Here is a 13,134-nt window from a genome sequence, read left to right as displayed (position 1 = left end):
TTTTCTTATTGGGTGAACTTATGACAGACAAAGTACAAGCGAAACAAGACTTAGAATTTTGCAGTGCTGAGCTGTCTAAGTATCAGAATCTCAGTAGATCGGGATTGACGCGGGCAGAGATGCTAACGATTGATGGCATCATGATTAAGCTGAAAGAGCGAATTAAGAATTTACGTGAAGCATTGTATGCGTGATTCAAAGCGACTGGCTGAGATTCGTAAGCTTCCGTGTGTGCGGTGTGGTAATCCAAACAGTCAAGCGGCTCATTCAAATAGCGCCAAGCACGGCAAAGGCAGAGGAATCAAAAGTTCTGACCTATTTGTAATTCCCTTATGTGCAATCTGCCATGCTGCGTTTGATCGTTTTGAATTGGGTAATCGGGCAGAAAGTGAAGCCATGTTTGAGAAGTGGTTGGTTAAGACTGAGTTGATGATGAATCTTAAAGATCAGGATGATGTTTTTTGATATAATTGATTCAAATAAACACAGGTGAAAGTCATGGATAACTTGCAGATATTCTTGTCGAATAAATATGACTTCAAGCGAAAAGAAGAAGACGGAAGTGCATTTAGTTTGCTTTATGGCGCAATGGATGGTGACATTCAGTATTCTGTGCTTGCAGAATATGTGAATAAAGAAATGCCTAGAGAAGTGGTAATTAGAGCAAAGAAAGATAATTATTCATGCTTCATTAGGTTCTCGACTGATTACATTTGGAAAATGCAGAAAGAAGAAAAACTCATGAATATGGTATTCGATGGTGCATTTAAAGAGCTGAAAAGTCGAGTCATGATGTAGATTAACTTAACCACCCAAGCGGTGGTTTTTTATTGGGAGCAGGAAATGTCAAACGAAAAACAGATTGAACAGAAAATTCAAGACAAGGGTCTTAATGCACCACGCTTAACACCAGATCATATTAATTCAGTTATTCAAAGTGTTCATTACTTTACTGCTGGTGATGGCTTTGCTGGTGCGCTCACTGCAACTGAAGAATTCAAATCAATCCCTGAAGAAATGCGCGTGGTTCAGCCGCCAGTACAGCTTGATTTACTCACATTCTGCGTAATCATTTTAAAAAATGGCTTCACTGTTACAGGTGAATCAGCATGTGTAAGTCCTGAAAACTTCAATGCTGAAATTGGTCAAAAGATTGCGTATGAAAATGCACGTAATAAAATCTGGCAACTTGAAGGCTATTTGTTGAAAGAAAAGCTATATCAAGCGCAATAACTTGAGAGGGATAGGAAATGCAAAAAGCCGTGTTTCCTATCAACTCCCATGCCGATATCACCAAAGCCATTAACTACATGCATACCAATTACACTCAGGCGATTGAGAGTGGTAAGCCGTTAAGGGTGGTGATTGATCAAAAGCAGGAAGACCGAAGCAAGGCGCAAAATAGATTGCTTCACATGTGGTTCGGTCAAATGGCTAAATTCACAGGTGATGAGCCTGAAAAGATCAAATATGAAATGAAGAAAAAGTTTCTGGCAAAAATCTATATCCGGGACAATCCAGATGCACTAGAAGCGTTTGAGGCTGTAATTGGTTATCGGGATGTGTTGCGATTGCTCGATGGTCAAGAGAAGCTCATTCATACAGCTAAATACAATCGTGTGGTCAGAATGTTTATTCAGGACCACGTGAAATCTAGCAAGGCAAATAAGAAGCAGTTTTCAGAGTTTTGCGACTACATAGTTGCGTTTGCATCTGTGAAGTTGGGTGTGCATTTAACAATGCCAGACGATTTAATGTATTTAAAAATGGAGTAAAGATATGGCGAACCTAACGCCTAAACAGCAAAGGTTTGTCGAAGAATATCTGATAGACCTGAATGCTACGCAAGCGTATATCAGAGCAGGGTTTTCAGCGAAATTGGCTAATACCAATGCTGTCAAACTACTACAAAATACTACAATCACAAAAGCTATTGCAGAAGCTCAAGCAAAGCGAGAAGAACGCACCCAAATTGATGCTGATTATGTCTTAAAGCGCCTAGTCGAAATTGATCAAATGGATGTACTAGACATCATGGACGACGACGGCAATGTTAAACCGTTGCGCGAATGGCCTAAGATTTGGCGTCAATACATATCAAACATCGAAACAATCAGTGTGGATGATGGCGAAGGTTGGCTTAAAAAGATCAAATGGCCTGACAAGGTTAAGAATCTTGAATTGCTCGGTAAGCATGTTTCGGTTGGTGCGTTCAAAGACAAGATTGAGCATTCAGGACAGCTTGAGATTCAATCACTATCTGACCTGATGGATGAACTTAGCAGCGATTAATAAGGAGGGCATATGCTTAAACCTGAGCATAGAGCAAAACTTATTGATCAGCACTTTCGCTTGAACAATCTCTACTACATCACCGATAAAAACGGCAAGCAAGTTAAGTTCAAGATGACACTTGAGCAGCTTGAATACTTTGAAAATGAGTGGTCGAGAAACATCATCTTAAAAGCGCGTCAGCTCGGCTTTACGACTGAGATGTGCATCATTCAATTGGATGCTGCACTGTTCATGTCTGATAAGTGTGCCTTGATTGCACATACCCTGCATGATGCTAAGCGTTTGTTTCGGGAAAAGGTTAAGTATGCTTATGAGAAGTTGCCACACCCATTACGTGCAGCCAATCCACTAAGCATTGAGACCAAGGAAGAACTTGTATTCTCCAAAGGTGGATCAGTCACGGTCAGTACATCATTCCGTGGTGGAACGCTAAAGCGATTACATATATCCGAGTTCGGTAAGATCTGTGCTAAATACCCAGATAAAGCTCGTGAGATTGTCACTGGTGCTTTTGAAGCGGTTGGTTTAGGTGGAAAGATTACGCTTGAATCTACAGCTGAGGGTAAGTCTGGTTATTTTTACGACTATTGCCAGACCGCTGAGAAGTTGCAACTGCAAGGCAGAACGCTTGGCATCCTAGACTGGAAGTTCTTTTTCTTCTCGTGGTGGAAAAACCAAGACTACTCACTACCCGTAACGACAGAGATTCCGCAACGCTTAAAAGATTACTTTGCTGAACTAAAAGCCAAATACAACATCCATACCACACCAGAGCAGCAGCAATGGTACTGGCAGAAAGAGAAAACGCTTGGTGAGGATATTAAGCGTGAGTATCCATCTATTCCATCTGAAGCATTTGCTCAGTCAGTAGAAGGCGCTTACTACAAGAAGCAATTCAAATTCTTGTATGAGAATGGTCGCATTGGTCAATTGCCTGACAATTCACATCTAGAGGTGATGACCTTTTGGGATTTGGGTGTATCGGATTCTATGGTGATCTGGTTTGTTCGCAAGATTGGTGATGACCGTTATCAAGTGATTGATTACTACGAAAACTCAGGTGAAGGGATGCGTCATTACTTCAAAGTCCTGAAAGATCGTGGCTATAACTATTCAGCACATTACGCTCCGCATGATATTCAAAACCGTTCATTGATGAATGATGGTAAATCTCGTCTTGATATTGCCAAAGAAGGTTATGACATTGATGGGTCGAGATATTCAGTTCGCTTTCAAGTGGTCCCTAACATTGGAATCATGGACGGCATTGAATTAGCCCGTGAAATCCTACCTCGATGCGAGTTTGATGAAACCAAGTGTGCAGAAGGTATCTCCCATTTGGAAAATTATCGCAAAGAATGGGATGACAAGCGTGGTTGTTGGAAAGATAAGCCTTTGCATGACCACACATCGCATGGTGCGGATGGGTTTAGATATTTTGCTGTGGCGATGAATAAAATCCCACAGGTCACACGCATCGATATACCAATGTTTGGATTCTAATATGAGTATTACAGCAACACATGCCGACTATGATAAGCACATTGCGACTTGGAATAAGTTGGATGATGTTTGTGGTGGTCAGGAAGTTATTAAGGCAGCAAAAGAGAAGTACCTGCCTAAGCCATCTCTGTTTAATTCAAAGAATGATCCAGATGGCTCAAATCGCTATAACGAATATTTGATGCGTGCAATTTTCCCCGGTGTGACAAGCCGTACTTTGGCGAGTCATATTGGCTTGGCTTATGGCAAATCACCAATATTCAATAAACCAGATGAATTGGAATATTTAGAGCGCAATGCTGATGGTGCGGGTCGATCTATTTATCAGAGTGCCCAACGTGCAACACGTTTAATTAACCGAAACTACCGCTGTGGTGTTTATGTTGATTTTCCAAATGTTGCGCCAAGTCGCAGTAAGGCAGAGGAAAAGTCTAAAGGTGCTTTTCCGATGATCCATATTCTTCAGGCTAGTTCAATTATTGATTGGGATTACATCATTGTTGGTAACCAGAAAAAGCTAAGTTTTGTGAAGCTGCTTGAGACGGTAAAAACCCGTAATGGATTTAAGGTTGAATCCAGCGATCAGTATCGAATTTTGGCGCTTGAAGAGGTTGGTAGTGGCTTTGTTTACACAGTTCAAATTTTCACTAAAAATGAAAAAGGCGAATGGGTAGAAGGCGAGAAATACATTCCAATGGATTACCACGGTCAGCCTTGGGATTATATTCCATTCACATTCTGCGGCGCGGTAGACAACTCAGATGAAATTGGTACAGCACCACTGTATGAGTTGGCAACTATGGAGTTGTCTTATTACACCAGTACTGCTGATGTAGAGGAATCGGCATTCATTGTTGGACAGCCTACTTTGTGCTTTCCGAATATTACACCAGAACAGTACGACATGGTAAAGGAGTCAGGAGCCAGTGTAGGTAGTCGATCAGGCATACCTACAGATGCCAAGATGGTCCAAGCGGAAAAGAATGGACTGGCTTATGAGCGTATGAATGATAAGTGGAACCAAATGAAGGAGCTTGGTGCTCGATTAATTGAAGTCGGTTCTGCTAATAAAACAGCGACTCAGGCAGACAATGATAGCTCAGTCCAACATTCAGTTTTGTCACTCGTTGTGGCGAATGTATCTGAAGCCTTTACCAATGCACTGCGCTGGTGTGCCAAATTTGTGATGCCTGAACATGATCTAAAAGTGGATGAGCTGAGCTTTACGATTGCTCAGGACTTTAATAAACCAAAATATGACCCAACACGCTCAAAATTGATTTATGAAGCTTGTCTTGCAGGTGATTTGCCGATGTATGTCTGGTATCACTACGAGCAGACCGGTACTTTCCCAGAAGATAAATGGGAAGACATCGTTAAGAAAATTGAAAAGCGTGAAGATGGTGGAATAGATTCACTAGATGATAAGGATTAAACATGAACATTTCAGCGCAGAAAGCCTTGGTTGATGCGCTGAGCCAACATTCAGCTTATCTCTACCGCGCATCATCTCAAGCAGTAAATGAACTTACAGCTCAGTTTAATAATCTTTCCAATAGCCACTTAAACCGCTTAGTAGATATCTTAAACGAGCTGTCAGACTCAGAGCGAAATGCACTTAAAAGCCTAAACTTTTCGAGTAAGGCTAAATCTAGTAAAAATATTGAAGATATTAAGACCATTCTGAATGAGTGGTTCAAATCAATTGATGTGGACTTGTTTGAGCAGTTCGATAAATCAGCATTACAGTTGGCCGTTTATGAGGCTTCATATTCTGCGAAGTTGGTTGCTGGTACTGCTGCGGTAGTCAATGCTGAAAAGATATATAGGGCTGCAAAGAAAGCACCTTTTTCAGGTGGTGCTTTGGTTGATTATCTATTTGCAGATATTGCAGCAACACTACGAAAGAAAGTTGAAAGTGCAATTCGTGATGGTATTTCACAAGGGCAGACCAATCAGCAGATTGTGCAACGAATCAAGGGGCGAAAGGCTTTAGATTATAAAGATGGCTTACTTAAGTCGTCACGTGAATCAATTGAACGTCAAGTAAGAACAGCCCGCAGTCACATTAGTACTGCAACTTATATCGATACGTACAAGGCGCTTGGGTACGAGTATGTGAAGGTTGTAGCCACTTTGGACGGGCGCACCTGCAAATACTGTGCATCGATTGATGGGGATGTGTTTGCTATCGATGATTCAGCGCGGCCACGTTTTCCAGTTCATCCAAATAACCGCACAACCTATGTGCCTTGCAATAAAGATGGTGAAATTGCAGGGTTGAGACCATTTGTGATGGATGAACGCAAGGTTAAGGACATTCCCAAGGGTGAGCGCAAACACTTAATTGGGCAGTTGGATGCAAATACATCGTTTAAAGAGTTCTTCGAGCAGTCGGATGAGTTCTTTCAGCGCACTTGGTTGGGTAAATCGAAGTATGAACTTTACAAGAAAGGTGAGTACAGCATTGATAAGTTTGCTGATCCTTTGAATAAACGGGGTTATACACTGGCAGAGCTTAAAGCTTTAGATCAAAAGACATTTAACAATGTATTGGGTGAATAATGAAAGTAATTAGTCGAGGCACACCGCCTGAGCTGCAAACCTACACAGCATCATGTGGTAAGTGTCATTCGGTGCTTGAGTTTCAGAAAAATGAAGCTCAAGTAAAATCAGATCGAAATGAAACAGTGTATGTGCTGAGTTGTCCTGTATGTCGTAATGAGATCTGGATTGCATCTCAGGCGTTAAAGCCAGTCATGCAAGGCACGGATTTTCGAGACCAACCATTTCAACCTAAATAACCAAATTCAAATTAGAGCACCCAAATCGGGTGCTTTTTTTACACCTGCTGAAAGCGGATGCGGACAGCGTAACGAGCGGATGCTCACCTAAAAGGGTCGGATGACTTATGAAATTGAAATTAGACGAAAACGGTCATGTAGTGGTTCAGGATGGTAAGCCTGTTTATGTTCATGATGATGGTAAAGAAGTGGCTTTTGATGCACCGCAGACAGTGGCAACAATCACACGTTTGAATGGTGAAGCGAAAACCCATCGTGAAGCCAAAGAGCAGTTTGAAGCGCAGGCCAAGGCTTTTGAAGGGCTTGACCCAGTGAAAGTAAAAGAAGCGTTAAACATTGTTCAAAACCTTGATGCTAAAAAACTTGTGGATGCAGGTGAGGTAGACAAGGTGAAGGCTGAAATTACCGAAGCACTAAAACAGACCTATGAGCCACAACTCCAAAAACTTACACAAGAACGTGATTCTGTTCAGCAGCAATTACATAGTGAATTGATTGGCGGTGGTTTTGCTCGTTCTAAGTTCATTCAAGACAACATCGCTGTGCCGGTAGACATGATTCAAGCCACGTTTGGGAAAAACTTCCAAATCGAAAATGGCAAGGTTGTAGCAGTGGGTACAGACGGTCAAAAAATCTATTCACGCACTCGCCCGGGTGAAATCGCAGACTTTGACGAAGCTTTAGAAACTTTGGTTGGCGGATACCAACATAAGGATTCAATTTTAAAAGGTTCTCAAGCTGGTGGTGCGGGTTTTCAGGGTGGTGATGGAAACAAATCGGGCCCTAAATCTTTGGCTGAATGCAAAACCAAAGAAGAAAAAATTGCTTACATGAAGCAAGTGGGCGAACAAGCATAAATTAATTTAAGGAGAGGCATATGCCTTTTGATTTACAGGTATTTAACAAGCAAACCTATGCCGCAATGACAGAAACAGTGGCACAGGACATTAATAAATTCAATGAAGCATCACAGGGCGCAATCCAATTGATCAATGAGCCTTTCGGTGGTGATTTCAACATTGAAGCATCATTCAAGGCAATTGCTGGTATTGTGCGTCGTCGTAATGCGTATGGTACAGGCACAGTTACTGCAAAACGTTTAGAACAATTACTTGATGTAGCTGTAAAAGTCGCAGCAGGCACACCACCCATTGAATATGAAAAACAGCAGTATTCTTGGATTCTTCAAAACCCTGAACTTGCTGCTTTAACTATTGGTGAACAGCTGGCTAAGGCGCGTCTAGCGGATATGCTGAATGCGGGTATTTTGGGGGCATCTTCTGCGATTTCAGGCAATCTCAATGCTGTGCATGGTGATGGCACTGATGCCGCATCCTTCCGCTTGCTAAACAAGGGTGCTGCGAAACTTGGCGACCGTTCAAGCGCAATTCGTGCTTGGATTGTTCACTCAACCACAATGCATAACCTTTTTGATAATGCGTTGGCCAACTCTGAAAACCTTTTCCGCTATGACGGTGTAAACGTTGTGCGAGATCCGTTTGGTCGTGTATTTGTGGTAACTGATGCGCCTGCACTGGTTGGTGATAATGCTGGTACTGCATTCTATAACTCGCTAGGCCTCGTAGAAGGTGCTGTTGTCGTGAATGACAACAATGACTTCAATGCTGAATTGGTGCCTGGCACTGGTGGTGAGAATATCAAGTACACCTACCAAGCTGAGTGGACATTCGGTGCAGGTGTGAAAGGTTACGCATGGGATACCGCTACTGGTGGCAAATCTCCAACTGATGCAGCAATTGGCACTCCAACTAACTGGGATCTAATCGCATCAAGCGTGAAAGATACAGCTGGCGTCTTAATTAAATCTGCATAAATGAAGTGCCCCGAAAGGGGCTTTTCTTTGCCTGATTGGAAATAGAAAACATGAAACAAGAATCTAATAAACGCCTATATTTCACGGATGACTTCTCTCCCGAAAATGTGGCAAAACTTCAAGGTGAAGGTTATATCCTCCGCAAAGCTAGTGCTTATCACGAAGCTGATACTTTGGAACCGTGCTCAGAAGTGGCTGGTGATGTTCCTAAGGCTTATCTAGATCTGATTAAGCGCAATAATTCCAATATCGTCACCATTGAAGCAAAAGTTGGCATCACACCTGAATTACAACAAACCATTGATGATGCGAAAGCTGAATGTGAAAAGGTTGTTGCTGAAAATGCTGAGCTGAAAGAACAGTTGGACAAAGAGTGTGAAGCTGTCAAAAAGCTAACTGCTGAAAATGAAGCACTTAAAGCTCAAGTTGAAGCAAAGCCTAAAAAGCCAACTGCCGCAGAATTAAAGGCAGCAAAAGCAGCTGAAGATTCTGCACAAGCTAACAAAACAAAGGAATAACCAATGAGCTTTATTACCCAAGAACAGGCTGACCAAATTCTAGGGGCAGACTTTGCACCAGCTGGTGATAAAGCTCGCCTCATTCTTTTAGCCAATACATGGATGAAAAATGAAGTTGGCTTTGTTCCAAATCCAATTGATCCAATTTTACTTGATGCTGCATGTGAAATCATTAAAGGCATTATTGCAGGTGTGATTTATACCGGTATTGCTCGTCAAACTACCAGTGAAAGCGTAAAAGCAGACACAGTGCAGGTCACTGAAAGTTTTGCCGAGGGCAGCATTGAAGTATCTGAGTTTGAGCAAATTGCGCGGGCTTACATTGCTTCATTGGATTTAAAGCCGAAAGGCTTTGGTTTTGAGGTGTATCGAGCATGATCAAAAATAAGATCCAATCAAAGGTTGCCAAAGCCTTTGATAAAAAGCTTGCTGATGCAGTCGACTCCTTCACCTGTGAGAAGCCAATTTACTCAGGCGAGTTTGATTTTGAAACGCAGACTTATCCAATTATGGGAAGTGAATCATATTCAGGGCGTGGCGTCCTGTTTGGCTCATATTTAAAAGACTTAGTGAAGCCTGCCGACTATCAAGCCGAAGATGCAAAAGCGATTGTTCTGCAAAACGAAGTGACTCAGGTTCCACAGATTGATGATGTTTGGGTGACCAGTAAAGGTGACTTCAAGGTCGTGAATATTGGTGCAGACCCAACAAACGGTATTTGGACTTGCCAACTTAGAAAGGTGGGCACATGATCAGCAACAACTATGTACCCGAATGGCATATCTCACCCTTTGAGCATTCAAAATACACTCTAGTTCGCAACCAAGATCAATTTGATTTGTTGTTTGATGATATGAGCGATACGCAAGAGTTCATGCATTTGGGTGCAGGTGCTCAGGTTGATTATTACGATGGTGGCAAACACTGTATTGTTCAGTTGGGCAATTGTAGTGAAAGAACATTGATTGAAGTGCATGGGCTTTTATTGCATGAGGCTGTGCATATCTGGCAGAAAATTAGAAAGCTAATGGGTGAGAAAAAGCCTAGTACTGAATTTGAAGCTTATTCAATACAGCGTATTGCTCAGGATTTATTTTCAATGTTTCAGGAGAGTGAAGCTGATGATTTACATTGATGATTCAAACCTAATTCAACGTGCAGTTGATTCAGATCAGGCGTTTCATGTTGGTGTTCGCGCTACTAACATTAAATCGGTGTTTTTAAATGGTGAGCAGATTCGAGATGCCTTTTATGTGGATTTGGAAAAAGGCTTCTTAATTCGAATCAAGACTGATATTGAATGTCGACCAGTTGTGATTAATAGTGAATTGGCGCATGAAGTTTTATTTGGTGATGTGACTGTTGAATATCGAGAATAGCGATGGGATGGAAAAACAAACCGACTAATTTTGCGCTTGAAGTGGTGAAGAATGCAGACAGCCATCTCAAAAAGATTGTAGGTGAAACATTGCAGCAAGTTATTGTGCGCTCGCCTGTGATGGACGGTGAATTTCGGGCATCGCATAAGGTAACGCTAGATTCACCTCAAAACAGCTATGAGAAAGGTTTTGACCTGTCAGGCGGTGCAACACTAGCAAAAGGTTTGAAAGTCGCATCTACAGCGAAAATAGGTGGTCTTGTGTATATCCAAACATTGAGCCCATACGGCACACGTTTAGAAAACGGTTGGAGTCAGCAAGCGCCTAATGGCGTTTACGCGCTGTCTTATCAATCAGTAGCGAGTAAATACAAATGATGACACTTACTCAGGCTGAAACTGAAATTTATAAAAAAATAGGTCAATTCACTGGCGTAGATAAAGCCAATCTGCGCATTGAAAGCCAGCCGTTAGGCGGTGGTCAGCACTTCAAAGCGCCAACAAATAAACCATGGTGTAAAGTTTCTATACAGTACGCTGACAGCCAAGTTGCGTCTATCGGTGATGGCCCATGTATCCGTGATTACGGTATGATTTTAATTCAGTGCTTTACACCAAAAAGCAATGGAACACTTGCCATGACCGCATTGTGTGACCAGTGGCGAGAATTGCTGCAATCATTCGGCACATCTCATCTTGAAGTCTATAAGGTTCATGCACCGCAAAGCATGGATGACCAAGACTTTTACGCAAAAATAATTAGAGCCGAGTTTCGAGTGAACTAGCTTAAACACTCAATCAAACCGTCCTTATTGGGCGGTTTTTTTATGCCTGTTTTCAGGCAAACCACTGGCTAGAACGACGGTTCGAAAAGCACGTTTCCATGTTCAACGTGCCTGCCAGTTTCTTTTTTTGAGCATGATCAGGAGAATGCTATGAAGATGGTAGCGCAACCGCAGACTGTATTTTTTCACAATACTCAATTATCAATTGTTGAATACAACAATCAGCCTTACGTGCCAATGAAATTGGTTGTCGAAGGTATGGGGTTGGATTGGAAGAGCCAGCACAGAAAGCTTGCTTCAAATCCGAGATGGGGTATGGTCAAAATGACCATACCTTCAAGTGGTGGTATTCAGGAGATGCTTTGTATTCCACTGCGAAAGTTATTTGGATGGTTTAATTCAATCAGTGCAAACAAAGTAAAGCCTGAATGCAAAGAGGCTGTCATCAAATACCAAGAAGAATGTGATGATGTGCTATGGAATCACTGGACAGGCAAATTGAATGCCAGACACAAGGCTTTTGATGAGCTAAATGCAATTGATATGGATGACAAGATATCGAAAGCAAAAGGAACTCTTTTTAGTCTTGGTATGCACCAGCGTAAACGCGAAAAGAAAATCAACAAGCAGAAACGTCAAGACTGGATTAATAAAAATACCCTATTGCTTAATTTTGGTGCTGACCTATGAGTGATGATTTGGATGAATACATCGAAATGCGCCAAGAGCTTGAGGTAATGACGCATGCAGAACTTGTTGAAGAAGTCATCAATCGAATGAAATTTCAACAGCAAATTGTTATTGATAACTGGAATGAAAATAAGGAGCTTCGGAAAGAAGTTCAGGATAGTCGTAGATTTCTCGAATCCACTTCTGAAAATTTCAAAAAATGGAATGAAGACCTAGACGAGATTGTAGCAAAAGGACTGTACTGGAAAAGGTCTTTTTACGTCCTTTTGGTGCTCATGATCATTGTTCTTATTTATTCATTTATACAGACATAAACCCCGCCAAGTGCAGGGTTAATTATTTCTAAACCAATGCCACCGAAAGGTGGTTTTTTTATGCCTAAAAATTAGGAGTATTAAGCCATGTCGAGTGGTGCAAAAATTCGCCTCTACTATGCAGCAGAGGAAACGCCGGAAGTATTGCCAGCAGTACCAGTCTGGAAAACAGTACGCCGAGTCTCAGATGGACTGTCTGAATCGGTAACCACGGAAACCTCAGCCAGTGTTTCAGATACTCGCTTCCGTCAAGGTGGTATGGCAACTGAAGCAGAAATTACTGGTTCACTTGAAGTTGAATTATCTGTTGGTCTATTTGACGACTTCTGGTCAGCTGTGGCTATGAATGAGTGGGCAGGTGATGTTCTTCAATTTGGTGGTGATGTCCGCAAAACATTCACCTTTGTAAAGTTTCACTCTGATATTGGTCAGGTCTTTATCTACCGTGGTGTGCGCATTGGTGAGGCATCAATGTCTATTGCGACCACTGGTAAAATTACAACAACCTTTGGTCTTGTTGGTACTGACTTTGAACGCACTACAGTAAATCCGGTTGTTACCCCAATTCCTGTTCCTGAAGCTGTTATGGTTTCTGCATTGAATGTTGGTGACTTGACTGTAAATGGGCAGGGTATTGTTGGTACTGCCTGTATGCAGTCGCTTGAGCTGAATATCTCGAACAATCTGGAAGCAATCCGCTGTATCGGCAATCAGAAGCTTTCAGCACAGACCTATCTGGAAAAGATGATGGATATTACCCTGAGCAGCCAATTTATTTTTGGTGCTCAAGCTGCGGAATATGTGGACTATGTGAAATCGCGTGATACCATGCCACTAGAATTCTCTATCGAAGATGGCAAGGGCAATGGTTATGCATTTGAGTTCCCGCAATTAGAAGTGTCTGAAGCCAATCACCCGGATGGTGGTGGCGAAGATACGATTATGCTTGATGTGAGCTTTAACCATATCAACGTATCACCAACTATTACGCGCATTATCGCACCTTAACATCA

At 42.0% G+C, this 13,134-nt stretch carries 22 protein-coding genes; all 22 read left to right on the top strand.

All coding sequences use genetic code 11. From position 1 onward, the window contains the following. Positions 1-194: hypothetical protein (locus AVJ20_RS18420; protein WP_213066186.1), on the top strand; the 194-nt coding region annotated here is incomplete at its 5' end. After that, the gene (locus AVJ20_RS06590) at positions 187-465 is read left to right on the top strand and encodes a DUF968 domain-containing protein (RefSeq protein WP_111884627.1); all 279 of its coding nucleotides are present in this window, start codon (positions 187-189) and stop codon (positions 463-465) included. The genes AVJ20_RS18420 and AVJ20_RS06590, both read left to right, overlap by 8 nt. 33 nt (positions 466-498) lie before the next feature. Then, positions 499-798, top strand: a complete 300-nt coding sequence (locus AVJ20_RS06585) for a hypothetical protein (protein WP_111884626.1) — start codon at positions 499-501, stop codon at positions 796-798. 45 nt (positions 799-843) lie between these two features. After that, complete coding sequence (locus AVJ20_RS06580) at positions 844-1,233, top strand: Gp49 family protein (protein WP_111884625.1); 390 nt, start codon at positions 844-846, stop codon at positions 1,231-1,233. A gap of 17 nt (positions 1,234-1,250) precedes the next feature. Next, entirely contained in the window at positions 1,251-1,775 is a 525-nt protein-coding gene (locus tag AVJ20_RS06575; protein ID WP_111884624.1) for a hypothetical protein, read from the top strand. Positions 1,776-1,779: 4 nt separating this feature from the next. Further along, a complete protein-coding gene (locus AVJ20_RS06570; protein WP_111884623.1) occupies positions 1,780-2,292 on the top strand; it encodes a terminase small subunit in 513 nt (170 codons plus the stop codon). Positions 2,293-2,304: 12 nt separating this feature from the next. Beyond that, positions 2,305-3,798: a terminase gene (locus AVJ20_RS06565; RefSeq protein ID WP_111884622.1), complete on the top strand. Its 1,494-nt coding sequence runs from the start codon at positions 2,305-2,307 to the stop codon at positions 3,796-3,798. Between the two features lies 1 nt (position 3,799). Next, entirely contained in the window at positions 3,800-5,233 is a 1,434-nt protein-coding gene (locus tag AVJ20_RS06560; protein WP_111884621.1) for a DUF4055 domain-containing protein, read from the top strand. A gap of 2 nt (positions 5,234-5,235) precedes the next feature. After that, a complete protein-coding gene (locus AVJ20_RS06555) occupies positions 5,236-6,363 on the top strand; it encodes a minor capsid protein (RefSeq protein ID WP_111884620.1) in 1,128 nt (375 codons plus the stop codon). Beyond that, positions 6,363-6,602, top strand: coding sequence for a hypothetical protein (locus tag AVJ20_RS06550; RefSeq protein ID WP_111884619.1), 240 nt, complete (start codon positions 6,363-6,365; stop codon positions 6,600-6,602). The genes AVJ20_RS06555 and AVJ20_RS06550 overlap by 1 nt, the downstream gene beginning before the upstream one ends. A gap of 107 nt (positions 6,603-6,709) precedes the next feature. Next, positions 6,710-7,459, top strand: coding sequence for a DUF6651 domain-containing protein (locus tag AVJ20_RS06545; protein WP_111884618.1), 750 nt, complete (start codon positions 6,710-6,712; stop codon positions 7,457-7,459). Between the two features lie 20 nt (positions 7,460-7,479). Then, positions 7,480-8,436: a major capsid protein gene (locus AVJ20_RS06540; RefSeq protein ID WP_111884617.1), complete on the top strand. Its 957-nt coding sequence runs from the start codon at positions 7,480-7,482 to the stop codon at positions 8,434-8,436. A gap of 50 nt (positions 8,437-8,486) precedes the next feature. Next, the gene (locus AVJ20_RS06535; protein WP_111884616.1) at positions 8,487-8,954 is read left to right on the top strand and encodes a hypothetical protein; all 468 of its coding nucleotides are present in this window, start codon (positions 8,487-8,489) and stop codon (positions 8,952-8,954) included. A gap of 3 nt (positions 8,955-8,957) precedes the next feature. Further along, a complete protein-coding gene (locus tag AVJ20_RS06530; protein WP_111884615.1) occupies positions 8,958-9,332 on the top strand; it encodes a hypothetical protein in 375 nt (124 codons plus the stop codon). Further along, on the top strand, positions 9,329-9,706 hold the full coding sequence (locus tag AVJ20_RS06525) for a glutamate 5-kinase (protein WP_416240540.1): 378 nt from the start codon (positions 9,329-9,331) through the stop codon (positions 9,704-9,706). The genes AVJ20_RS06530 and AVJ20_RS06525 overlap by 4 nt, the downstream gene beginning before the upstream one ends. Further along, positions 9,703-10,089: a hypothetical protein gene (locus AVJ20_RS06520; RefSeq protein WP_171319226.1), complete on the top strand. Its 387-nt coding sequence runs from the start codon at positions 9,703-9,705 to the stop codon at positions 10,087-10,089. Before AVJ20_RS06525 ends, AVJ20_RS06520 begins: the two co-directional genes overlap by 4 nt. Further along, a complete protein-coding gene (locus AVJ20_RS06515; RefSeq protein WP_111884614.1) occupies positions 10,076-10,333 on the top strand; it encodes a hypothetical protein in 258 nt (85 codons plus the stop codon). Before AVJ20_RS06520 ends, AVJ20_RS06515 begins: the two co-directional genes overlap by 14 nt. Before the next feature lie 2 nt (positions 10,334-10,335). Further along, complete coding sequence (locus tag AVJ20_RS06510; protein WP_111884613.1) at positions 10,336-10,710, top strand: hypothetical protein; 375 nt, start codon at positions 10,336-10,338, stop codon at positions 10,708-10,710. Further along, a complete protein-coding gene (locus tag AVJ20_RS06505) occupies positions 10,707-11,117 on the top strand; it encodes a phage tail terminator-like protein (protein WP_111884612.1) in 411 nt (136 codons plus the stop codon). Before AVJ20_RS06510 ends, AVJ20_RS06505 begins: the two co-directional genes overlap by 4 nt. 150 nt (positions 11,118-11,267) lie before the next feature. After that, entirely contained in the window at positions 11,268-11,807 is a 540-nt protein-coding gene (locus AVJ20_RS06500) for a phage antirepressor N-terminal domain-containing protein (RefSeq protein WP_228157168.1), read from the top strand. Continuing rightward, positions 11,804-12,121 (top strand): hypothetical protein, encoded by a 318-nt coding sequence (locus AVJ20_RS06495; RefSeq protein ID WP_111884611.1) that lies wholly within the window; start codon positions 11,804-11,806, stop codon positions 12,119-12,121. Before AVJ20_RS06500 ends, AVJ20_RS06495 begins: the two co-directional genes overlap by 4 nt. Positions 12,122-12,208: 87 nt before the next feature. Then, on the top strand, positions 12,209-13,129 hold the full coding sequence (locus AVJ20_RS06490) for a phage tail tube protein (protein WP_111884610.1): 921 nt from the start codon (positions 12,209-12,211) through the stop codon (positions 13,127-13,129). Positions 13,130-13,134: the final 5 nt, after the last annotated feature.

It is taken from the genome of Acinetobacter sp. CFCC 11171 (genome assembly GCF_003268405.1).
In the GTDB taxonomy this organism is placed as follows: Bacteria; Pseudomonadota; Gammaproteobacteria; order Pseudomonadales; family Moraxellaceae; genus Acinetobacter; species Acinetobacter amyesii.
The sequence above is the reverse complement of the archived record's forward strand: the minus strand, read 5'-3'. Positions and strand labels throughout refer to the sequence as shown.